Raw genomic sequence first — 22596 nt, forward strand, 5'->3', positions numbered from 1 at the left:
TCCGTCCCCCTTACCAACTGGCCGAAATATATTGCGTTTCCATGAATTCGAGCATGCCTTCATGCCCGCCTTCACGGCCCAGACCCGATTGCTTGGTCCCGCCAAAGGGGGCTGCCGGGTCGCTGACCAGACCACGGTTCAGCCCGACCATGCCGTAATCGAGCTTTTCGCAGACCTGCAGGGCGCGTTTGAAATCGCCAGAAAAGACATACGCGACAAGGCCGTATTCGGTGGCATTGGCGCGCCGGATGACATCATCCTGCTCGGTGAAGGTCTGGATTGCGGCGACGGGGCCGAAGATCTCGTCATGCACGCAATCGGCGGTTTCAGGGACGTTTGAAAGGACAGTGGGCGGATAGAAATAGCCGGTTCCAGAGGGTGTCACGCCACCACATTCGATCTTGGCCCCTTTGGCGACAGCATCGGCCACGAAAGCCGCCACCTTGTCGCGCGTATCGGCATTGACCAAGGGGCCGACATCGACCGATGGGTCGGTGCCATCGCCGAGTTTGAGTGCCGCCATGCGCGCGGTCAGGCGTTTGGTGAATTCTGCCGCGATGTTTTCATGCACATAGATCCGGTTGGCGGCTGTGCAAGCTTCGCCGAGATTTCGCATCTTGGCCTGCATCGTGCCGTCGATGGCTGTATCCATATCGGCATCGTCGAAGACGATCACAGGGGCATTGCCGCCCAGTTCCATCGCCGGTTTCAAAACCTGATCGGCGGCGGATTTCAACAGCTTGCGGCCAACGCCGGTGGAGCCGGTAAAGCTGACTACCCGCACGCGCGGATCATGCAGCATATGATCGACCAATGCACCGGTCTTGCGCGAGGGCAGGACATTCACCAGACCGGGGGGCACGCCGGCCTGTTCCAGCAGGGGCATTAGCGCGAGCATCGTCAGCGGTGTTTCGGACGCGGGTTTGATGATCACAGCACAACCTGCCGCCAATGCAGGTGCAATCTTGCGGGTGCCCATGGCGGCGGGGTAATTCCACGGCGTGATCAGCACGGCGAGGCCTGCGGGTTTATGCTGCACCATGATCCGCGCGCCGGAGGCGGGGGCATGGGTGATCATCCCATCGGCACGCACCGCCTCTTCCGCGAACCAGCGGAAGAATTCGGCGGCATAGGCGGCCTCGCCCCGCGCATCCGCGCTGGCCTTGCCGTTTTCCAGCGTGATCAGATGGGCGAATTCATCCAGCCGGGCTGTCATCAATTCCCACGCTTTGCGCAGCACTTCCGACCGCGCACGCGGCGTGCGGGCGGCCCAATCGGCCATTGCAGCCTCGGCGGCATCAAGGGCGGCATCGGCATCGGCGATATCGGCGCTGGCAACCGAAGCGATCACCTGTTCTGTCGCGGGGTTGATGACGTCGAAACGGTCAGCGGTCTTGTGCCATGTGCCGTTGATGTAAAGATCGGTATATTCCATGTAGTCCCCCAAGGGTCAGAGCAGGTGGTGCAGCGGGTGTTCCATCCGGTCTGCGAAAGTGGTCAAAAGCTGGATCGCAGCGGGCGCGTCCAGTTGCGCGGGCGTGCATTCCAATGTGATCGTCAGCCCCTGCGCGGCGGACATCAGTGTCAGCACCGGCACGTCCGCAGCACCAAGTGTCACGCTGCGCAAGGCGGTGCCGCGCAGGTCGCGCAGGATCAGGTCAGCGGCGCTATCTGTCTGTGTGATCGCCGAAAGCGACCGGTCGGCGGGCACGGCATAGCTGTGCTGTTGGCCAAAGCGGGCGATGGCGACAACACAGGGCGCGGTCAAGCTGGCACCGGCCAGACCGGCGAGCAGGGCATCTGCATCGGTCAGGCCGTTTGCCGCGGCCCAAGGCGCGAAATCGGCGAAACCGTCGCTGGCAATCCCGGCTGTCAGACTCATGGCCGCTGCTGTGGCCGTTGGCATTTGCGTTTTTTCGGAGATCGCGCGCAGCGCGTCCAGATCCGCCACATGGAACGGTTGCGGATGGCCGGCCTTGACCAGCAGTGCCAGATCAAGCCCCTGTTCGCGCGCCAGCCTGCGCGCCTTGGGTGAGGTGAGGATGCGTCCTCCGGTTGGCACGGGGACCGGTGTTGCCGGTTTCGGGGGTGCCTTTGTTGGTGCTGCGGCAGGTGTTTCGGCAGCAGGTTTGGACGGCGGCGGCGATGCCACCGATCTGGTGACTGGATTGTCAGGCTTTTCTGCGCTGATGATCGCAACGTGTGCGCCGACCGGCACCTCTTGTCCGGCCTCGGCCAAGGTGGCGGCAAGGTAACCGTCAAAACCGGCAGAGACTTCCATCGTGGATTTGTCGGTTTCGACCTCGAACAGCAGATCATCGGCGGTCACCGCATCGCCGGGGGATTTCAGCCAGTTCACCAGAAGACCGGTGTCCTGCGCCATGCCCAGTTGCGGCATGGTGACAGAGTTGCCAATTGGCAATTCGTCTTTTTCATCTTTAATTACAGTGAGTTGTTGTATTTTCGCGTTATCATCGGCGCTATCGGAAATCTGCGCGATCACGGCACCGACCGGCACATCCTCGCCTTCGCCCGCTGTCACGCCGGTCAGATAGCCGCTGGCCTGCGCCTCGACCTCCATCGTGGCCTTGTCGGTTTCGACCTCGAACAAAGCATCGCCCTTGGTCACGGCATCGCCGGGCGCTTTGAGCCAGGCGACGATCTTGCCCGCGTCCTGCGCCATGCCGAGTTGGGGCATTGTCACATCACGCGGCATCTATCATCTCCCCCGCGCAAAGCCTGCGGGCATTGGCGGCGACAGTTTCGGGGGTGGGCACGGTCACGTCTTCCAGCGCGGGCGAGAACGGGACCGGCACATCCATCGCGCCCATGCGTAGGACGGGTGCGTCCAGATGATAGAATGCCTTTTCATTCAGACGTGACGCGATTTCGGCGGTCACGCCATAGCTTTGGTGGCCTTCGTCGATGACGATGGCGCGGCTGGTCTTGCGCACGCTTTCGATCAGCGTCGCCTCGTCCAGCGGCACGATGGTGCGGGGGTCGATGACCTCTGCGCTGATGCCTTCCTTCGCCAGAATGTCGGCGGCTTTTTCGGCGACCTGCACCATCGATGAGGTGGCGATAAAGGTGATGTCGGTGCCGGTCCGTTTGATATTCGCCACGCCGAAGGGGATCAGATATTCTTCTTCCGGCACCGGGGCCTTGTCCTGATACATCAGCTTGTCTTCGAAGATCACCACCGGGTTGTTGTCGCGGATCGCGGTTTTCATCAGGCCCTTGGCCTCGTAGGCCGATGACGGCATCGCGACCTTCAACCCCGGAATATGCGCGACCAAAGCCTGCAAGGATTGGCTGTGTTGTGCGGCAGATCGGCGGGTAGCGCCCATATTGGTGCGCAGGACCATCGGGACGGAGAGTTTGCCGCCCGACATATAATGCTGTTTGGCTGCCTGATTGCACAGCTGGTCCATGACCAGATAGATGAAATCGCCGAACATCAGATCGACAATCGGGCGCGCGCCGGTCATCGCGGCACCGACGGCGAGGCCGACAAAGCCGGGTTCGGAAATCGGGGTGTCGATGACGCGGGCGGTGCCGAATTCCTCGACCAGACCGGACAGGACCTTGAATGGGGTCCCGGCCTCGGCCACGTCTTCGCCCATGATGAAGACGGTGGGGTCACGGCGCATTTCTTCGGCGATGGCTTCGTTGACGGCTTGGGATAGGGTGATCTCTCTCATGATTGGCTCTCTCCTCAATCCGCGTAAACATGCATGTCCACTTCGGACACATCGGGGTATTTGGCAGCCTCGGCATAGGCGACGGCCTGGGTCGCATCTGCCTCGATCTCGGCGTTCATCGCCTCGATCTCATCCTCCGTGGCGATGCCCTGATCGACCAGCCAGCCCCGGAACCGCACGATAGGATCGCGGTTTTCCTTCCAGTCCTTTTCTTCATCTTTGGACCGGTAATATTCGCGGTTGATGTCGCCGACATGGTGGCCGTGATAGCGATAGGTTTCGAGTTCGATAAAGAACGGCCCTTCGCCCTTGCGACAACGCGCGACCAGCGTCTGGGTCAATTCATTGACGGCCAAAACGTCCTGCCCGTCGACCTTGAACGCTTCGATCCCGAAAGCCTCGGCGCGGGCGGTGATGGACCCGGCGGCGATTTCCTCGGTCTTGGTATATTCGGAATAGCCGTTGTTTTCGCAGGCATAGATCACCGGCAGGTCCCAGAGCGCGGCCATGTTCATGACCTCGTAGAGCAGGCCCTGTGCGGTGGCCCCGTCACCAAAGAAACAGACGGTGACATCGTTCTGGCCCAGCAGTTTCGCGCGCAGGGCCGATCCGGTGGCGATCCCCATGGAGCCGCCGACGATGGCATTGGCACCCAGATTGCCGTGGCTTTGGTCGGCAATATGCATCGACCCGCCCTTGCCGCGGCAATAGCCTTCTTCCTTGCCCAGAAGTTCGCAGAACATTTCCTTGAAATTGGCCCCCTTGGCGACGCAATGGCCGTGGCCACGGTGGGTGGATGTGATGCGGTCGTTGTCGGTCAGCGCCTCGCAGATGCCCACCGCCACGGCCTCTTCGCCGGAATACATATGCGTCAGGCCGGGCATTTGGGCCGACAGGTAAAGCTGGTTGGCGTTATCCTCAAACGTGCGGATGCGGACCATCTGGCGATACATGCGCAGGTAATCTTCGGTGTTGGTTTTGGTCTTGGCCATGGGCATGTCCTTTCGGGGGTGGCGGGGTGAACCCCGTGCCTTAATAACGGTTGGCGATGGGCAATTCTTCGGCCGGAAACAGGCTGATGACCTCGCATCCGGTTTCGGTGACGACCACCTCTTCCTCGATCCTGGCAGCGGAATAGCCGTCGGAGGCGGGGCAATAGGTTTCCAGCGCAAAGACCATGCCGGTCTTGATCTCCATCGGGTGATCGAGGCTGATCGCGCGGCTGATGATCGGGCGTTCATGCAGCGCCAGCCCCAGACCATGGCCGAATTGCAGACCGAAGGCCTGATCTTCATTCGCAAAGCCAAGGCTTTCGGCGGTGGGCCAGACCTCGGCCACTTTGTCGGTGGTCACCCCCGGTTTGATCATCGCGATCGAGGCGTCGATCCATTCGCGCGCTTTGACATAGGCGTCGTTTTGCGACGGTGTCGCGCGGCCCACGTTGAAGGTGCGGTAATAGCAGGTGCGATAGCCCTGATAGCTTTGCAGGATATCGAAAAACGCCTGATCGCCGGGGCGGATCAGCCTGTCGGTGAAATTATGCGGATGCGGGTTGCAGCGTTCGCCGGAAATCGCGTTGATCGCTTCGACGTCATCCGATCCCATTTCGTAAAGCATCTTGTTGGACAGAGCGACGATATCGTTTTCACGCACACCCGGTTTCAACTCTTCATAGATCATGTGGTAGACGCCATCGACCATGGCGGCGGCCTGGGTCAGAAGCTGGATTTCATCCCAGTTCTTGATCTCGCGCGCCGCCAGCATGATCTGCTGGCCGTCGACCACGTTGATGCCGGCTTCTTTCAGCGCGTGGAACATGGCGGTTTCGGCGTAATCCACGCCAACCGGCATCCCGGCCATCCCGGCATCCTTGATCATCTGTGCGATCATTTTTGCGTATTTCTGCATCAGGCCGAAATCGGGCGGGATCGTGCCCCGCATGCCGACAACACCGGCAAGGCAATGGTCGGGTTCGAGCCAGTCGGAATGGCGTTTGTGATGCACGGCGGCAGAGCCGAAATCCCAGACATAGGGCGAATCGTCGCCGGTCAGCAGGCAGAAACGACACATCTTGTCGCGTTCCCATTCACCGATCTTGGTGGCGGTCACATAGCGGATATTGTTGATGTCGAACAACAAGAGCGAGCCTGCCTGCGAGTTCTGAAGCGACTGGCGGGTGCGGGCCAGACGGTAGCGCCGCAGGCGGTCATGGTCGATCCGGCGTTCGAAATCGACCGACATATGACCCCAGGCGGGAATACGTTCGCGCCATTCCCAATTCGGTTCAAGATCTTTTGGCGTCAGCAGGTTGGGCATCAATGCGCGGGACATGGCTTACTCCTTTTCGGTGCGGGCTGCGCACCAAATCATGTGAAAATATCGTAGGAAAATCAGGCTATTGGATGCACCAACCGCCATCGACATGGATCATCTGGCCTGTCATGTAATCGCTGTCGTCACTGACCAGGAAAGACGCGGTGCCGGTGATATCCTTGGGGTAGGAGACGCGTTTGATCTGCAGCGCATCGCGGACGATATCGTCATAGGCCTGACCTTCCTTTTCCTTGAAGCCGATCTCGACCAGATCTTTGTCAAGCTGTTCCCAAAGCGGGGTGACCACCACGCCCGGCGCATAGCCGTTGACGGTGATGTTGTGTTCGGACAGGCCAATCGCGCCGCAATGGGTCAGCGCAAGGCAGCCGTATTTCGAGGTGCAATAGACCGTCACATCGACCAGCGGCTTTCGCGAGGCGATGGAGCCGACGTTGATCAGCTTATAAGGATGATCCGGCATCGGGCCTTGCGCGATCATCTGGCGGGCGGTTTCCTGCATGCCCAGCCACATCGCCTTGGTATTGACGTTCATGATCAGGTCCCAGTTGTCTTCATCGATATCCATGAAGAAACGGGGTTTGTTCAGACCGGCGTTGAACACGCCGACATTGATCGATCCGAAGGCTTCCACGGTCGCAGCGACTGCTGCGGCATTGTCTTCGCGCTTGGTGACATCCATCCGCACAGCAATCGCCTTGCCATTGCCTGCAGCGTTGATTTTGGCGGCGACCTCTTGTGCCGCCTCTAGATCCAAATCGCCAAGGCAGACATTCGCGCCTTGCGCGGCGAAGCTTTCGGCATTGGCAGCCCCCATGCCGCGTGCGGCACCGGTGATCAGGATATTCTTGCCGTTCAGGCGATTGGTGTCCATGGTTTCCTCCCTTAGGTGTTCTCATGTCGTAAGATGACTTCGGCCCGGGCCTGTACCCGGTTGAGTGCGTCACGCGGGCTGATGATCCCGCGCAGCATGTCGTGAAGCTCGTGGCCGCAGATATTGATGATCTTGGAAATCTGCGGGATCGGTGGGCGCGGCCAGAATTGCAGCTCGTCACGCCATGACATTTCGTCCAGCAGGCCAAAGATGGGCGAAAGCCGCCGCACTTCAGGGTCCGCGCCGACGGAATAGCGCGGCTCGGTGCGGCTTCCGTTCTGGGCATAAAGCTTTTGCGCGCCAGGTGATGTGAATGTCACCAGTGCCTCGATCGTATCGTCCAGCCTTTCTTCGGGCAGGTTGGTCGGGATGCAGAGAACATAGCCACCGACAGGCGCAATCGGCGCACCTTGTGGGCCGTGCGGATGCGGCACATAGCCGGTATTGCCATGCGCCGGGCTGTTGGGGTCCAGTTCGAAATACGGCGCCAGCAGCGTATAGCCATAGGCCATTGCAACCTGACCCGCACCATAAGGGCGCACCCGTTCATACCAGGACATCGAAAGAATATCAGGCGGCGAATAGGCCAGCAATTGCATCAGGTAATCCGCCGCTTCCAGCGCGCGGTCGGTGTTCAATGTGGGCGTAAAGCCGCCCTGCGCCAGCTTGTCGGTGTCAAAGCCGCCTGCGATGCGCGGAATGTCGATGATCGGCTGACCAAAGGCGGCGCAGGTCATCATGAAAGTATGGCCAAGTGCGGTGCCGCGCGCCGCATTCCACGCCACACCGTAGCGCCCGCGCTGCGGGTTGTGGAAATGGCGGGCCGCCTCGATCACAGTGGTGGTCGTGGTCGGCGGGACCAGATTGTCGTTGGCGAACCAATCCTTGCGGTAGAACAAAAGTTCCGGCGTGGTCTGGCTCGGTACGCCATATGGCCGCCCGCCCCAATGCGCGGCGCGCCAGCCGGCTGTGTGGAAATCTGCCGGATCCAGTCGGGCGACATCCATCACCGCATCCAAAGGTCGGATGGCTCCTTTTTCAACGAATTCACCAACCCAAGGCAGATCGATGGCGATCAGATCATAGCGGCTTTTGGGGCGCTCGGCGTTGCGCAAAGCCTCTTCACGCAGCCGGTCGATCGAGAAGGCGCGCTGATGGATATTCGTGCCGACGATCTGTTCGAACTGCCGCTTCAACCCTTCCATCACCATGAAGGTCGGATCGCCATGCACCAGAATCCGAAGACCACCGGCCAGCTTTAACGGCTGCGACAGCGCGCTTAGCGGCGGGATCGCGGCGCGCCCGGGCTGATAGGACCCGCCAAAGTAATAATCGGTCGTTTCGGGCGATGGTGCTGCCACTTCAAAAGACGTGCGCACCAGCCGGTCGATCCGGTCAGCCAGTTGGCTGAACCCTTCGAGCAGATCAGTGCTCGGGTGCAGCGAATAGGTCTTGCCGGTTTTGGTCCGCGCACGGCGCTCGATCAGCCCGGCCTCGTGAATTTCCGCGAGTTTGCGGGTCGCTGTCGCATAGGGAACGCCTGAGGCAGACACCATCGAAGACGGCGACACGATACGCCCCTCTGCATGGCTTTGCAGCAAATGCAGCACCATGTTAAGATGTGGATTGGGGGTGTTGGGTTCCAGCGCGTTGTCAATTTCCATGGTCAGGCTGTTCAGAAACTGCACGACCCGGTCCAGGTCAGGTGCCGCCATCATTGCAGACAGTTTCGCAAGGCCCTTTGGCCCTGCCTGTCCGGAATGAATATTTTGAGCGACAGCTTGTTGCATTGAACCTGATTTTTTGGGGGCGGCGATGTGCCGACGGTGCAGTTTCATGATCTTCCCTTGCAAATTAGCCAAAATGGTAGCTGGCAAATATTGTCATAAAATTCATTATGAACAAAATTATATCCATATCGGACAATTATACGGCGTCATTTTTGACGGGAATCGCGCCAGTTAACGGGGTCGATTGCATCGGGCGCAAGTCCATGGCTGGGAGGCTGCCTGCAATCGCTCCAGATTAATCCACGGGAGGAAATTATAATGAAAATAACAATGACAGCGGCACTTGCCTGCACCACCGCCATGTTCGGTGTTGCGGCATCGGCGCAAACAATGACCATCGGCATCACGCAGAACAACGTCGGCGTGGACAGCTATCAGACCACCTATGAACGCGCCTTTATCGCAGCGGCAGAGGCCAACCCCGATGTGAATGCGGTTGTGCTGGACGCCGGGGGCGACGTCGCCCGCCAGCTCGCGCAGATGGAGGATCTGATCCAGCAGGAAGTCGATGCCATCATCATCTGGCCCACCAATGGCGAGGCAGTGATCCCTGCGGTGCGACGCGCCCATTCCGCTGGTATTCCGGTCGTCGTGACCAATTCCAACATTGCCGAACAGGGCTTTGACTTCATCACGTCCTTCTCTGGCCCTGATAACGTCACGCAAGGGTCCCGGTCTGCCGAGATCATGTGCGAACGGTTTACCGAACTGGGCATTCAGGACGAAGCGCGCGTGGTGCAGATTTCCGGCCAGCCCGGCTACACCACCGCGATTGAACGCCAGCAAGGCTTTGACGAGCGCCTGCCAGAGGTTTGCCCGAACGTGACCCTGGTTGAAACCCAGCCTGGTGACTGGAGCCGTGAAAAGTCGCAGCAGGTCATGGAAGCCTTCCTGGTCAAATACGACGACATCGACGGCGTCTATTCCGGCGATGATAATATGGGCATCGGTGCGCTGAATGCTGCCCGTTCCGCCGGACGTGAAGGGATTGTCTTTGTCGGTGCCACCAACTTTGCCGTGGGTTACGACGCAATGGCCGAAGGCGATTACTGGGGCTCGATCTATCAATCCCCTGTCGATGACGCCGAAGCCGCGTTGCAGACCGCCATCGACATCCTGAACGGCGAAGAGGTGCCGTTCCTGAACTATTTCGACACGCCCAAGATTACACAAGACAACATGGAAGAATTCACCAAACCGGTGTTCTGATTTCCTCCCCCGAAAGGCGGCGCGGGGCAGGTCCGCCTGCCCTGCGCTTTTGAGGCATGATTTGATATTTTCGGCAGCGGCCAGATCCGCGTCGGTGCCGATACGATCTCCGGACCAACCAGTCCGGCACCACAAGGGAGGGGAACATGATGTCCGTATTGACGCGGCAGAAAATGGCGCCATTTCTGGCAAAGCAGGGGATTTTGATCGCCTTTGTGCTGTTCATGGTCGGTTTTGCCATGGTGAACCAGCGGTTCATCGCAATCGACAACATCTCTGGCGTGATCCGGTCATCGGCTATTTTGGGGGTGATTGCCATCGGCGTCACCTTCGTGGTGATCGGCGGCAATCTGGACCTGTCGGTCGGATCGATGATGTCATTCTCGACCATCGTCGTCCTTGATCTGCATGACAAGATCGGGCCCGGTCTGGCGATCCCTGCGATGTTTGCGCTGACGCTGTTGCTGGGTGCTTTCATCGGCTTTCTGGTCGGTTATCTGAAGCTCAATTCGCTGATCGTCACGCTGGGCATGCTGTCGGCCATTCACGGGCTGACCCTGACATGGTCCGGTGGCAAGAACATGGATATCGCCGATAAATCCGGCACCTGGTTTTCATTCTTCGGACAGGACCGCATTCTGGGTATCCCCGTGCCGATCCTGATTTTCGCCCTGCTGGCGGCGGTGCTTGCCATGGTGCTGTCGCGCACGTCCTTTGGCCGCAAGGTCTATGCCGTGGGTGGCAACGGGCAGGCCGCGACCTTTTCCGGCATCCCGCGCGCACGGATTGTATTCATGACTTACCTGGTATCCGCGTTTTGCGTGGCGGTGGCCGGGTTATTGCAGGCCAGTCGCAGTCTTGGCAGCCAGAACACCGTCGGGCAAGGGCTGGAACTGCAAGTGCTGGCCGCGGTCATTCTGGGCGGTGCGTCGCTTTTGGGCGGCTCCGGCACAGTGTTCAAGACGGTGATCGGCGTGCTGATCCTCGGCTTTATCCAGAATGGACTGCTCCTGGCCGGTCTCGATTTCTACGTTCAATACATGGTGACATGGGCGATCATCATTCTGGCCGTCTGGCTGGATATTGCCGCAAAGCGGGGCCATCTTTGGTCCCCCATCGCCTGAGGAGTGGCCATGATGGCAATGCACAATCGCAAAGACATGATCAAACAAGGCGGCATCTGGGTTTTTATCCTGGCGGAGCTGGTGTTCTTTTCCATCGCCGGGCATTTTTGGTCCGCCTCGAACCAAGCCTTCATGGACCCCGGCAACATGCTGCTGTTGCTGAAACAATCCGCCCCCATCGGGATCATTGCGCTTGGCATGACCATCATCATGATCAACGGCAATATCGACCTCAGCGTCGGTGCGATCTTTGCGCTCTCGGCAGTTGTGTTGCTCGACAGTCTGAGCTGGCCGTTCATGGTGGCGCTGGGTGACTGGGCGCTGCCTTTGGCCTGGGGACTTGCCTTGCTGACGGGGGTGACACTGGGGGCGATCAACGGGTTGATCGTGTGGAAAACCGGCATCGATGCTTTCATTGTCACGCTGGGGTCAATGCTGGGCTTTCGCGGGCTGGTGTTCATGTATAACGGCGAACAACCGACCAGTAACCTGAACTGGACCCTTGTCGATTTCGCCGAAGCGCAGGTGCTGGGCCTGCACACGGCAAGCTGGTTCCTGCTTGGCACAGCTTTGGTGCTGTGGTTCGTCACCACGCGCACCAACCATGGCCGCAACGCCTATGCAATCGGGAACAACCGCGATGCCGCGGTGAACGCGGGTATCCGTGTCGGGCCACATTTCATCTGGAATTTTATGCTGATCGGGTTTCTGGCCGCCCTCTCTGCTGTGGTGTTCTATTCTGAAAGCGGATCGGTCAATCCAAATGACGGGATGCTCTATGAACTCTGGGCCATTACCGCCGTCGTGCTGGGTGGCACAAAACTTGCTGGCGGCTATGGCTCGATCATCGGCACGCTGGGCGGTGTCATTGCGATCCAGCTTTTGCGCAAAGGTCTTGGGCATATCGGCGCAGATACCCAGACCGTCAACCTGGTCATCGGTCTGATCCTGATCGCCGTTTTGTTCCTTGACCGCCAACTGACCCGCAAAGGCAAAGAGGAGTTGAAGATATGACCGATCTGCCCCCTGTTCTGCGCTTGGAAAACATTGTCAAAACCTTTCCGGGCGTGCGCGCGCTGGATGGCGTGTCTTTCGATCTGCGCCCCGGCGAGGTTCATGCCCTGATGGGTGAAAACGGCGCTGGCAAATCGACTTTGATGAAGGTGCTGGGCGGCGTGCTGGCCCCAAATGCAGGGCAAATCTTTGTCGCGGAAAAACCTGTGAGCATGACAAACCCGCAAGCGGCCAAGGCTTTGGGGGTGGTGTTTATCCATCAGGAGCTCAGCCTTGCAGGCGAATTGACCGTCGCGGAAAACATCTTCCTTGGGGAACTGCCGCTGAAATCCTTTGGCCGTGTCGATTGGAAAAAGCTATATGCCGATACTGACAAGATCCTGAAAACCTTAAACGTCAGTTTCAACGCCCAAACCCGTGTCGGTGATCTGTCCATCGCCAATCAGCAAATGGTCGAAATCGGGCGCGCCCTCACGGTGGACCCCCGCGCGGTGATCTTTGACGAACCGACCGCATCACTGACCGATGCAGAAAAAGTCGTGCTGTTCGATGTGATCAGCGATCTGCAGGCACGTGGTGTGGGAATCATCTATATCTCTCACCGGATGGAAGAGATTTTCAAAATCACCGACCGGATCAGCGTTCTGCGCGACGGGCAATATCGCGGCACGCTGAACACTTCTGAGACGGATGAAGATAAAGTAACGCAACTGATGATCGGCCGCAGCCTCGATCTGTCGCGCAACGCAAGCCACCACACAATGGGCGATACCGCGCTCGAGGTGCGCGGGCTGAGCTGTGGTCGCCTGTTCGAAGATGTCAGTTTCGCCCTGCGCAAAGGCGAGGTGCTTGGGTTCTACGGCCTTGTCGGTGCAGGCCGGACCGAGATTGCCGAAACGATCTTTGGCCTGCGCACGCCCTCTGCGGGGCAGATCCTGCTGAACGGGCAAGAAGTGCAGATCAATTCCCCGATTGAGGCGATCAAGCGTGGCATTTCGCTGGTGCCGGAAGATCGCAAGGACCAGGGGCTGGTGCTGGGCATGAATTGCAAAGACAACATGACCCTTCCGCAGATCGGCAGGCTGCGCAACGGCCCCTTTATCAGCAACCGCGCCGAATTGGCGATCTTCGACAAATACCGCGACAAACTGGATATCCGCACGCCGGGGTGGCGGCAGGCCGTGGGCAATCTGTCAGGCGGCAACCAGCAGAAAATCGTGATCGGCAAATGGCTGTCGATGCATCCCGAGGTGTTGATCGTCGATGAACCGACACGCGGCATCGACGTGGGCTCCAAATCCGAAATCTACAACCTGATCCGCGATCTGGCCGCCCAAGGCTTTGCCGTGATCGTCATCAGTTCCGAAATGCCCGAGGTGCTGCATGTATCGGACCGGATCATCGCGATGTTCGCCGGTCGCGTGATGCGCGAATTCACCGCAGAGGAAGTGACGGAAGACAATCTGATACAGGCCATTTCCGGCATTGCCGTTGACACAGAACATCATGCGCGTTGATAGGCCCCTGTCATCAGTGTCGAAAATCATCCCGCTCCCATTTTGTTGCTTAAGTCGATTTTGAATTGTGTCGCAGTGGGCAGTTCCCGCAGATATCCACGCCACTGCGTTTCCGTGAGCTTCGTTCAGTGACAACCAGACATAGCACTGCGTGTTCGGTGCGATGCGCGAGCCCTGCTTGTCCGAAATTTGGAAAAAATAAAAAAAGCTGGAACGTTTAGAAGACCTTCCTGTTCCAGTTACAAACTATGGAAGGGAATCTCATGGTCGCGCCTCGTTCATCACATTCGTCTGCTTCTACCTTTAGTGTCTGGTGGTCCCGGATTATCGCCGCGATCCTGCTGATTTTTGGTCTGCCACTTTTCGCGGGCGGTGTTTGGCTGATTACATTGGGCGGGTCATGGTATTACTTGCCAGCGGGCCTTGGGTTGCTTCTGACAGCGTATTTATTGTTTAAACGCAGCTCGATGGCGGTCTGGGTTTATGGCGCAACCTATATCGGGACTGTCATCTGGGCCCTCTGGGAAGCTGGCCTTGATCCCTGGGCGCAGGTGCCGAGGCTGATTGCACCTACGATCGTGCTCATTTTGGTTTTAACAGCACTTCCCGCCCTGCGCGGACCGGCGCGCCGCAGCGCTGCGATGGTCGGTGTCGGGGTGCTGGTCTCGGCGACAAGCATTCTTGGTCTTGCCACGCAACGTATAAGCCCGGCGATGGCACAAGTCGTCGAAGATCCGACAAGCGAACCTGAGGCACCAAATACCGAGGCGTCTGAAAGCCCATCACAAGACCAGATCGCCGCCACGCCCGCTGCGGATGGATCGGCCTATCTCGATCTCGAGACTGGGGCAGACTGGCCGGCCTATGGTGGGACACATCATGCAATGCGCTACTCGCCTCTGACACAGATCACGACGGAAAATGTCGGCCAACTCGAAAAGTTATGGGAGTTCCGAACCGGTGATCTTCCGGAAGACGACGAGCCGTTCGGAAACCAGAACACGCCGGTCAAGGTCGGTGATCGGCTCTATCTCTGTTCGGCGATGAACATGATTACCGCGCTGGATGCAGCGACGGGTACGGAACACTGGACATTTGATCCGGAGACACCGGCAGATGCGATTGGGTATAACGCTTCGTGTCGGGGGCTTATATATTTTCAAGATCCGAATGCTGAACAAGGTGAGAATTGCGCGACCCGCGTCGTGAACCTGACCCATGACGCTCGCATGATTGCACTCGACACACAGACCGGACAGCTTTGCCAGGATTTCGGCGAGGGTGGTATTGTCGATCTGATGCAAGGTCTGGGCGATTATCCTCCGGGGTTCTATGCGCCTACATCACCGCCCACTCTGGTGCGGGACGTTTTGGTTGTGGGCAGTCAGGTCAGCGATGGACACACGCTTGAAGCGCCGTCCGGGGTAATCCGCGGCTATAATGTTGTGAGCGGAGAGCTTGATTGGGCATGGGATATGGGACGCCCTGGCGAGACCGGCCTGCCGCCGGAAGGTGAAACCTACACCCAAGGTACACCGAATATGTGGACGATTGCGTCAGGCGACAGCGAACTTGGGCTTGTCTATATGCCGATGGGTAACTCGGCTGTTGATTACTGGGGTGGTGACCGTTCAGATGCCGAGAATACATATTCCACTGCGATCGTGGCGCTCGACGTGGAGACGGGCGAGGTCGCTTGGGACTATCAAACGGTGCATTACGACGTCTGGGATTATGATCTGGGCGGTCAGGGGACGTTGGTTGATTTCCCCACCGATGATGGCCCGGTTCCTGCAATCATTATGCCGTCTAAACAGGCACAATTCTTTATCCTGAACCGTGAAACTGGCGAGCCATTGGTTAACATTGAGGAACGTGATGCCCCCCAGGGTGGGGTAGAGCCGGAACGTCTGTCGCCGACGCAGCCTTTCGTCACTGACTTCCCCAATCTCTTGAAACCGACAATTACTGAGGCCGACATGTGGGGCGCGACCCCGCTTGACCAGCTTTGGTGTCGCATCCAGTTCCGCCAAGCTTCTTATGACGGCGTCTATACGCCCCCTACGGTGGACCGTCCATGGATTCAGTTTCCGGGGTATAACGGTGGCGTTGATTGGGGTGGCGTGGCGGTTGACCCCGAGAACGGCATTATGGTCAGCAATTACAACAACATGCCAAACTACAATCAGCTTGTCCCACGTGAAGAGGTAGATCAGACTGGCGTCCGGTCCATTACCAATCCTGATTATGACCCAGACGCAGGCGGCGGATCGCACGGGTCGATCAACCCGCAGGAAGGTGCGCCTTATGGCATCCGCGTCAATGCAGGTTGGCGCGTGCCCTTCACTGGTCTTCTTTGTTCGCAACCGCCCTATGGTGGGATTGCCGCCATTGATCTGAACACGCGCGAGGTGTTGTGGGATCGCCCCTTCGGCACCGCACGGAAGAACGGTCCCTTCGGCATTCCGTCAATGCTTCCGTTGGAGATTGGCACACCAAATAATGGCGGGGGGGTCATCACGGCTTCGGGCCTTTTCTTTATCGGTGCTGCAACCGACGACCTGTTCCGTGCGATTGATGTCGAAACAGGCGAGCGTCTGTGGGACGTGGCCTTGCCAGCGGGCGGCCAAGCAACGCCCATTACTTACGAAGCCGGTGGGCGGCAGATTGTTTTGATCAATGCGGGAGGTCATAATTTTATGGAAACCCCGGTGGGTGACTATTTCATTGCCTATGCCTTGCCAGAAGATGTCGCAGAAACCAGCGCGGGGGCTAGTGATCTCCCGTAAAAGACAACCGACGCAAGCAATGTCAGCCGAACCTTGGACCAAACTATGCTGGTCGCGAAGGTCACATTAGGGTCAGAAGGCGATCTGCGCGAACGGCTACAGGGACGGGCGCGTTGGTCTGGCTTTTGTCGTCATTCACGTCGTCAGTATTAGACGGCGACAGTAGCAGCAGACTGCGGTCGCAATGTTGCCCGCCCTGCGGTGACGGTTTGCTTGTCGGGGCATGGCGCCCAGACTGACCTCGTGCAACGTCCTGCGGGTCGACAAGATGTTTTTCTGGTGCCCTTGTCGGGCTTGGCTGTTGACTGCTGAAAGAAAAATTTGAGACGCACAGAATCGCCGTTTAATGTTCGTAGCCTCAAGCGCAGGAACTAAGTATGGGCAATCTTGTTCAACAACGCGTGAGCGACATACCCCAGTAGGAAAGGCGAAGCGTTGGAAAGGTCACATGGTGCCAGACTAATAAACAAGGACTTAGAAAAGACCCTGAGGGGCGTCGGCCGTACCTTCGGGGGTGCCTTGATTTTCATGCGGGATCCGCGCCTGTATGAGATCGGTATTCAAGCCGAGTCCTATATCGCACCCTGATATCCGACTGCGGTGTAGCATTAGGTGGTCTGATAGAGCCCCGCCTAGCGGAGGTCGTCACCAACCGGCTGCATCAGGTAAGCCAGCAGCATATCGGCGGCATCCTCTGCGCGGCGGTCAAGCCATGGCTGGTCAATCGGCAGCCGGAACACCGCGCGCAGGGTATGCATGTTCGAGATCGGGAAATAGCACAGCGAGGCCATGAAGACATAGAATTCCGCCGGATCAACCCGGCGTCGGAACACGCCTTGCCGGACCCCTTGGGCCAGCACGTCCCCCAGTCTGGTGACCAAGGTGGATTGAATTTCTGATGCATCATGCAGTTTTGCGACCGTGGCACCGCCCAGCAAGTTTTCGGAATTCAGCATCTGGATGAACCAGGGTTTGGCGCGAAAATGGTCCATCGTGAAATGCACCAATTCGCGCACCGCCGCACAGGGATCGTCGGGATCAAGGGCAAGTTCCGCCTCGCCGCGGCGGATCTGGACATAGGCTTCGCGCAGTGCTGCGGCATAGATCGCATCCTTGTCGCCGAAGTAATCATAGATCATCGGCTTGGAGATCCCCGCGCGGGCCGCGATCCGGTCAATCCGTGCGCCGGAATGGCCCATGGTTGAAAATTCTTCCAAGGCCGCCTGCAAGATGTCTTCACGTGTCTGGTCAGCGTCCCGCCGGCGACGGGACGCCGCAGGTTTCGCGGCGAAGCTTTTGGCGGGTTTTTTGGCATCCTGTGTCATGCAACCACATTACAAGCCACGGTCCACCAAAGCCAGCGGTCGCGACCCCCTAGCAGGATGTCCGCCCGCGTGCGACGATTGTTGCCAATACCTCATCCGCGTCGCGCCGCCACCAGTCGCGGTCAGAGAAGATCTCCACTTCGTTCAGGCCGGTGAACCCCTGTGCCGTGACCAGACCGCGCAGATAGGGGATGTCGATCACCCCATCGCCCATCATGCCACGATCGGTCAGCAGATCGCGCGTCGGCACCAGCCAGTCGCAGATATGAAACGCCATCAGCCGGTCAGGCCCTGCACGTTCAATCTGGGCGGGCAGCGTCGGGTCCCACCAGACATGATAGACATCGACAGCGCAGCCGATCCCATCGCCCAGCCGGTCGCAGATATCCAGCGCATGCGCCATCGTGTTTACACAGGCCCGGTCTGCGGCATACATCGGATGCAAAGGTTCAATAGCGATTTTGACACCGGCCTTGCGCGCGTAATCCAGCGTGCGCGACAACCCTTCTTCGACCAGATCCCAGGCGCGGGGCAGGTCTTTTGATCCTTTCGGCAGGCCGCCAACGACCATCACAAGGCAATCTGCGCCGATAGTCGCTGCTTCATCCACGGCGCGGCAATTGTCGTCGATCACCGCCTGATCAACCGCGCCACTTTCGGTAAACCAGCCACCCCGGCACAGTCCCGAAACCCGCAGCCCCGCATCACGGATCGCGCGCGCCGCATGATCGACGCCCATGTCATGCAGCTTGTCGCGCCAGGGCGAGATGCCCGCGATCCCGTGCCGGGCGCAGCCCTCGATACATTGCGCCAAGTCCCATTGTTCGCGCAATGTCGCCGTGTTCAGCGATAGCTGGTCGGGTCCGATCCCGCTGGTCATGCCGCCACCCCGCGCGCGGCAAAGACCGCCCTTGCCCGCGCTGCGGTACGGTCCGGATCGGTGATCAGGCCCGCGTCATTTGCCAGCCGCAGGATTTCTGCCAGATGCAGGGTAGAGCGTGCGCTTTCCTGTCCGCCAATCATCGTGAAATGGTCCTGATGACCATTCAGATAGGCCAGAAACACCACGCCCGTTTTGTAAAACCGTGTCGGCGCGCGGAAGATATGGCGCGACAGCGGCACGGTGGGTGCAAAAGTCGCGTGATAGGCGTCAGTATCGCCTGCGGCCAGTTCCGACAATGCCTTCGCCGCGACACCGGCGATGGGGTCGAAAATACCCAGCAAAGCATGGGAATGGCCCTGATCATCGCCCGCGATCAGATCGGGATAGTTGAAATCATCGCCGGTATACATCACCACGCCTTCGGGCAGGCGGCGGCGCATCGCGATTTCCTTTTCCGCCGACAGCAAACTGATCTTGATCCCATTGACCTTGGCGGCATTTTCCGCGATGATCGACAGGCAGGTATCCATGGCGGTCATGTGATCGCCTGACCCCCAATAGCCTTGCAGCGCGGGATCAAACATTTCACCCAGCCAATGTAGGATCGCAGGGCGTTCCAGCCCGGACAGAACCCGTGCATAGACGCGGGCGTAGTCGTCAGGGCCGGTCGCCGCCACTGCCAAGGCGCGCGACGCCATCAGGATGACGCGCGATCCTGCCGCCTCGACCGCTTCGCATTGTTCCTCATAGGCGCGGATCACATCGTCGATGGTGACATCCGGGCCGGGGGTCAGGTGATCGGTGCCCGCACCTGAGGCGATCAGATGGCCATGGCCGCGCGCCAGATCGGTTGATCTGCGGATCAGTTCAAGCGACGTCGGCCAGTCAAGCCCCATGCCGCGTTGGGCGGTGTCCATCGCCTCGGCCACGCCGAAACCTAAGCCCCACAGATGTTCGCGAAAAGCCAGGGTGCGGTCCCAATCGACCGCAGCCTCCATCCATGGATCAGCCTCGGCCAAAGGGTCGCAGACGACATGGGCCGCGGCATAGGCAATGCGGTTCCAGTCGCCAGATGCCTGTATGGCAGGGCCAGCGCGCAGGGCAACGGACCCGCCGGGAAGGTTGAGTATATTGCTCACAGGTCCAGATCCTCCAGATCGATCCAGCGCCGTTCTTTGGACGATTGATATCCTGCTTCGGCCAGTTGTACGCCTTTGGCCCCTTCGGCCAATGAATAGGACCACGGCCCATCTTCGGCGACATGGCGCAGGAAATCTTCCCATTGCACCTTGAACCCGTTGTCGAACACGCGGTTATCCGGCACCCGGTCCCAGCCTGCATAAAAATCAAGCTCTTGCGGCTGATCAGGGTTCCAGACTGGCTTTGGCGTATTGACGCGGTGCTGTGACCAGCATTCATGCAGCCCCGCCACCGCAGATCCATGGGTGCCGTCGATCTGGAAGGTCACCAGATCATCGCGGCGGACACGGGTACACCAGCTGGAATTGATATGGGCGACAATGTCACCGTCCGGGCCATCCAGCAGGAATGTCGCATAGGCCGCGTCATCGGCAGTGGCTTTGAACCGCTTGCCTTTCTCGTCCAGACGGCTGTCGATATGGGTCATGCCCAGACAGCTGACCGATTTGACCGGCGCGATCACGTTGTCCAGCACATAGCGCCAATGGCACAGCATGTCGGAAATCATGCCGCCGCCATCCTCTGCCCGGTAATTCCAGGACGGGCGCTGGGGCGGCAGATCATCGCCGGTGAAGACCCAATAGCCGAATTCACCCTTCACGCTGAGGATCTTGCCAAAAAACCCCTGATCGCGCAGGCGCTTGAGCTTCACCAGACCCGGCAGGTCCAGCTTGTCGTGGACAATCCCGTTCTTGACGCCTTTCTCGCGGGCATGGCGGGCAAGCGCGACAGCTTCTGCCAGGCTTTCGCTGACGGGCTTTTCCGAATAGACATGTTTGCCCGCATCAATCGCCTTGCGCAAAAGGCCGGGCCGCATCTGGGTCGAGGCGGCGTCGAAAAAGATCGTATCCTTGGGGTCCGCCAAAGCGGCATCCAGATCTGTGGTGAACCTTTCCACCCCATGCGCGCGTGCGAGTTCAGCGATCTTGTCGCCGTTGCGTCCGACGATAATCGGATCAGGCACCAGCCGTCGTCCGTCCGATAGCACCACACCACCCTGATCACGGATCGCCAGCACCGATCTGATCAGATGCTGGTTCATCCCCATCCGGCCGGTGACGCCGTGCATGATAATCCCGATACGTTCCTGTTTCACTGCGCAGATCCTCCCTGATGCGTTTGGAGAATCTATAACCTACTAACTGGTAGGTTCAAGAATTTATTGTGGCTTGGATGAAATTTTGTGCCAGCCAGCCCTGTGTCAGGCCACAAGGCGCGTTTCATCGCGCCCGGCGGCGGTCAGCAGGATATTGTCTGCTCTAACCTCCAGCAGCGTCGGCACAGGATCAGCGGCCGCACGCCGCCGATGTGCCGTTCGCCCTACGATCCCAAGGTCTTTTTCAAGTCGCTGAGAGATGAAGAACGCCTGTCTGGCGTCCTCCAAAGCGCGGGAATTGCCAATTGGCAACTTTCACATAAGCATTTTGATAACATGGACTTATGGAAGAATGTCGCACTGTAGCGGCGCCAACCTGACTGAACCTTACGGGCTGGCAGGGGTGCCTTCGGGCAGCAGCGACAGGGTCGCCGCGATGAAAGCGGCGGCAATGCGGACCTCATTTCCGGTGCCGCCCCAGAAACAGACCGACCCGGCAACGCTGTCATGGCAGGGGCCGTTCTCGGGGTTCCAGCCGTCAGTGCCGGTCAGCATGATCAGATCATTGCCATTAGTGAATTGCGCGCGCGGCGCACCGCCTTCGCGTCCTGCCTGGTGAACCCACCAGCCTCTCGGCAGTTCCACCGCCAGCCCGGCCTGCGGAAGGTCGAACCGGCAGGCTGATTGCGCACAGGGCGCGTCAGCGTCAGGATCGGTTGTCGCCTGATCGTCCAGGATTAGCAGTGATGGCGCTAGAATTTGCGCTGCCGCCGCCGTGCCGTCGGCAGCATCGAAGAACCAGCAGAGCGCGCCCGCATCAGTGCCTATGCAGGGACCGTTCGAGACAAGCCATTGATGCGGGTTCAACCGCAGCTGCTGGCCGGGTATAGGGCCATAGAACGCAGTCATCGGAAATTCGGTCGGGAGGTTGTCGCCCACAGCCGAGTAGAAAAGCGGCTCGTTCATCGCCCATCCCTCTGGCAGCAATGCCATCAGCCGTCCTTGCGTGACGCTGCATCCGCCGGATTCATCACAACGGGCGACGATTTCCACATCCGACGGAATACCTTGCGGCGGTTGCGGCGCATGCCCGTGAATCACGATCTGCAGCGCGACAAGGTCGGGCAAGGGCTGGCTGTCAGGCCAGAACACCACCGGCTCGACGTTCTGACCCGAGGTCATCGTGCCGGAATAGCCGTGCTCGCCCAAAGGCCCAAGCGCGATCTGTAACGGGTCGGGCGACAGGTCAGGTTGTGAAAAGTGAAGGTACAGATAGCCTTTTTCGTGGATGACACGGTCGAGAACGCCACCGGCAATCTGCGGTCCGCCCATTGCCTCTGCCGGGGTGAAACTGCCGCCATATCCATCAGCCCCTGGGGTCAAGGTCACCCGCATCATCGGGATCGCCTCCTTGGGTGCTTCAGGGGGAGCATCATAAGGCGGAATGGTCAGGACCTGCCAGTTCCCCTGCAATCGCGGCACCGATCCATGGTCATCTTCGTTGGTCGCGGTCAGCGGCCGCATGAAGTCATTGCTCTGAGCGGGAAAGGTTTCGACCTGAGCAGAGAATATGGTCTCGCCCGGGGCGCGTTCGGCATGGGCGGGTGTGATTACGAGAATAAGAGCGGCCAGTTTGGGCAACAAGTGTGTCATGCAAATGCTCCGGCAGGCGGCACGGGACCTGATCCCGAGCGATGAAGGCCCGCTACGGGACAGACGCCGTAAACAGGCACAAAAACCTAG

Annotated in this window: 18 protein-coding genes; 5 read left to right on the forward strand and 13 right to left on the reverse strand. The window is 59.1% G+C overall.

The window, feature by feature from the left end:
• Positions 1-10: 10 nt before the first annotated feature.
• The 7 genes from VOY09_RS16685 to VOY09_RS16715 all read right to left on the reverse strand — a co-directional run bounded on the left by VOY09_RS16685 (position 11) and on the right by VOY09_RS16715 (position 8696).
• The gene (locus VOY09_RS16685; protein WP_322895496.1) at positions 11-1435 is read right to left on the reverse strand and encodes an NAD-dependent succinate-semialdehyde dehydrogenase; all 1425 of its coding nucleotides are present in this window, start codon (positions 1433-1435) and stop codon (positions 11-13) included.
• Positions 1436-1450: 15 nt separating this feature from the next.
• Positions 1451-2716: a biotin/lipoyl-containing protein gene (locus VOY09_RS16690; protein ID WP_322895495.1), complete on the reverse strand. Its 1266-nt coding sequence runs from the start codon at positions 2714-2716 to the stop codon at positions 1451-1453.
• Complete coding sequence (locus VOY09_RS16695) at positions 2706-3701, reverse strand: alpha-ketoacid dehydrogenase subunit beta (protein ID WP_322895494.1); 996 nt, start codon at positions 3699-3701, stop codon at positions 2706-2708. Before VOY09_RS16695 ends, VOY09_RS16690 begins: the two co-directional genes overlap by 11 nt.
• Before the next feature lie 14 nt (positions 3702-3715).
• Positions 3716-4693 carry a thiamine pyrophosphate-dependent dehydrogenase E1 component subunit alpha gene (locus VOY09_RS16700; RefSeq protein ID WP_322895493.1) on the reverse strand — a complete coding sequence of 326 codons (978 nt, stop codon included), beginning with the start codon at positions 4691-4693 and terminating at the stop codon, positions 3716-3718.
• A gap of 40 nt (positions 4694-4733) precedes the next feature.
• A complete protein-coding gene (locus tag VOY09_RS16705) occupies positions 4734-6032 on the reverse strand; it encodes a Xaa-Pro peptidase family protein (RefSeq protein WP_322895492.1) in 1299 nt (432 codons plus the stop codon).
• Positions 6033-6096: 64 nt separating this feature from the next.
• Complete coding sequence (locus tag VOY09_RS16710) at positions 6097-6906, reverse strand: SDR family NAD(P)-dependent oxidoreductase (protein ID WP_322895491.1); 810 nt, start codon at positions 6904-6906, stop codon at positions 6097-6099.
• 11 nt (positions 6907-6917) lie between these two features.
• Positions 6918-8696 carry an extracellular solute-binding protein gene (locus VOY09_RS16715; RefSeq protein WP_416236772.1) on the reverse strand — a complete coding sequence of 593 codons (1779 nt, stop codon included), beginning with the start codon at positions 8694-8696 and terminating at the stop codon, positions 6918-6920.
• A 258-nt stretch (positions 8697-8954) separates the two neighbouring features.
• Here VOY09_RS16715 and VOY09_RS16720 point away from each other — a divergent pair, with 258 nt between their 5' ends.
• The 5 genes from VOY09_RS16720 to VOY09_RS16740 all read left to right on the forward strand — a co-directional run bounded on the left by VOY09_RS16720 (position 8955) and on the right by VOY09_RS16740 (position 16349).
• A complete protein-coding gene (locus VOY09_RS16720) occupies positions 8955-9905 on the forward strand; it encodes a sugar ABC transporter substrate-binding protein (protein ID WP_322895489.1) in 951 nt (316 codons plus the stop codon).
• Positions 9906-10054: 149 nt separating this feature from the next.
• Positions 10055-11029 (forward strand): ABC transporter permease, encoded by a 975-nt coding sequence (locus tag VOY09_RS16725; protein ID WP_322895620.1) that lies wholly within the window; start codon positions 10055-10057, stop codon positions 11027-11029.
• Positions 11030-11041: 12 nt separating this feature from the next.
• Positions 11042-12043: an ABC transporter permease gene (locus tag VOY09_RS16730; protein WP_322895488.1), complete on the forward strand. Its 1002-nt coding sequence runs from the start codon at positions 11042-11044 to the stop codon at positions 12041-12043.
• The gene (locus tag VOY09_RS16735; protein WP_322895487.1) at positions 12040-13560 is read left to right on the forward strand and encodes a sugar ABC transporter ATP-binding protein; all 1521 of its coding nucleotides are present in this window, start codon (positions 12040-12042) and stop codon (positions 13558-13560) included. Before VOY09_RS16730 ends, VOY09_RS16735 begins: the two co-directional genes overlap by 4 nt.
• A 263-nt stretch (positions 13561-13823) precedes the next feature.
• Positions 13824-16349 (forward strand): membrane-bound PQQ-dependent dehydrogenase, glucose/quinate/shikimate family, encoded by a 2526-nt coding sequence (locus VOY09_RS16740; RefSeq protein WP_323811296.1) that lies wholly within the window; start codon positions 13824-13826, stop codon positions 16347-16349.
• A gap of 632 nt (positions 16350-16981) precedes the next feature.
• Here the strand turns inward: VOY09_RS16740 and VOY09_RS16745 are convergent.
• The 6 genes from VOY09_RS16745 to VOY09_RS16770 all read right to left on the reverse strand — a co-directional run bounded on the left by VOY09_RS16745 (position 16982) and on the right by VOY09_RS16770 (position 22506).
• Positions 16982-17674, reverse strand: a complete 693-nt coding sequence (locus tag VOY09_RS16745; protein ID WP_322895618.1) for a TetR family transcriptional regulator — start codon at positions 17672-17674, stop codon at positions 16982-16984.
• A 49-nt stretch (positions 17675-17723) separates the two neighbouring features.
• Positions 17724-18554 carry a sugar phosphate isomerase/epimerase family protein gene (locus tag VOY09_RS16750; protein WP_322895616.1) on the reverse strand — a complete coding sequence of 277 codons (831 nt, stop codon included), beginning with the start codon at positions 18552-18554 and terminating at the stop codon, positions 17724-17726.
• A complete protein-coding gene (locus tag VOY09_RS16755) occupies positions 18551-19696 on the reverse strand; it encodes a dihydrodipicolinate synthase family protein (RefSeq protein ID WP_322895613.1) in 1146 nt (381 codons plus the stop codon). The genes VOY09_RS16750 and VOY09_RS16755 overlap by 4 nt, the downstream gene beginning before the upstream one ends.
• Positions 19693-20853 carry a Gfo/Idh/MocA family oxidoreductase gene (locus VOY09_RS16760; RefSeq protein WP_322895611.1) on the reverse strand — a complete coding sequence of 387 codons (1161 nt, stop codon included), beginning with the start codon at positions 20851-20853 and terminating at the stop codon, positions 19693-19695. The genes VOY09_RS16755 and VOY09_RS16760 overlap by 4 nt, the downstream gene beginning before the upstream one ends.
• Before the next feature lie 105 nt (positions 20854-20958).
• Positions 20959-21165, reverse strand: coding sequence for a hypothetical protein (locus VOY09_RS16765; RefSeq protein WP_322895609.1), 207 nt, complete (start codon positions 21163-21165; stop codon positions 20959-20961).
• A gap of 75 nt (positions 21166-21240) precedes the next feature.
• The gene (locus VOY09_RS16770; protein ID WP_322895607.1) at positions 21241-22506 is read right to left on the reverse strand and encodes a hypothetical protein; all 1266 of its coding nucleotides are present in this window, start codon (positions 22504-22506) and stop codon (positions 21241-21243) included.
• Between the last annotated feature and the right edge of the window lie 90 nt (positions 22507-22596).

It is taken from the genome of Yoonia sp. 67-2 (assembly GCF_035117555.1).
In the GTDB taxonomy this organism is placed as follows: domain Bacteria; phylum Pseudomonadota; class Alphaproteobacteria; order Rhodobacterales; family Rhodobacteraceae; genus Yoonia.

Bases quoted from the DNA above. Each gene is read 5' to 3' on its own strand.
- VOY09_RS16685 (WP_322895496.1), bottom strand. From the start codon at position 1,435: ATGGAATATACCGATCTTTACATCAACGGCACATGGCACAAGACCGCT.
- VOY09_RS16690 (WP_322895495.1), bottom strand. From the start codon at position 2,716: ATGCCGCGTGATGTGACAATGCCCCAACTCGGCATGGCGCAGGACGCG.
- VOY09_RS16695 (WP_322895494.1), bottom strand. From the start codon at position 3,701: ATGAGAGAGATCACCCTATCCCAAGCCGTCAACGAAGCCATCGCCGAA.
- VOY09_RS16700 (WP_322895493.1), bottom strand. From the start codon at position 4,693: ATGGCCAAGACCAAAACCAACACCGAAGATTACCTGCGCATGTATCGC.
- VOY09_RS16705 (WP_322895492.1), bottom strand. From the start codon at position 6,032: ATGTCCCGCGCATTGATGCCCAACCTGCTGACGCCAAAAGATCTTGAA.
- VOY09_RS16710 (WP_322895491.1), bottom strand. From the start codon at position 6,906: ATGGACACCAATCGCCTGAACGGCAAGAATATCCTGATCACCGGTGCC.
- VOY09_RS16715 (WP_416236772.1), bottom strand. From the start codon at position 8,696: ATGCAACAAGCTGTCGCTCAAAATATTCATTCCGGACAGGCAGGGCCA.
- VOY09_RS16720 (WP_322895489.1), top strand. From the start codon at position 8,955: ATGAAAATAACAATGACAGCGGCACTTGCCTGCACCACCGCCATGTTC.
- VOY09_RS16725 (WP_322895620.1), top strand. From the start codon at position 10,055: ATGTCCGTATTGACGCGGCAGAAAATGGCGCCATTTCTGGCAAAGCAG.
- VOY09_RS16730 (WP_322895488.1), top strand. From the start codon at position 11,042: ATGGCAATGCACAATCGCAAAGACATGATCAAACAAGGCGGCATCTGG.
- VOY09_RS16735 (WP_322895487.1), top strand. From the start codon at position 12,040: ATGACCGATCTGCCCCCTGTTCTGCGCTTGGAAAACATTGTCAAAACC.
- VOY09_RS16740 (WP_323811296.1), top strand. From the start codon at position 13,824: ATGGTCGCGCCTCGTTCATCACATTCGTCTGCTTCTACCTTTAGTGTC.
- VOY09_RS16745 (WP_322895618.1), bottom strand. From the start codon at position 17,674: ATGACACAGGATGCCAAAAAACCCGCCAAAAGCTTCGCCGCGAAACCT.
- VOY09_RS16750 (WP_322895616.1), bottom strand. From the start codon at position 18,554: ATGACCAGCGGGATCGGACCCGACCAGCTATCGCTGAACACGGCGACA.
- VOY09_RS16770 (WP_322895607.1), bottom strand. From the start codon at position 22,506: ATGACACACTTGTTGCCCAAACTGGCCGCTCTTATTCTCGTAATCACA.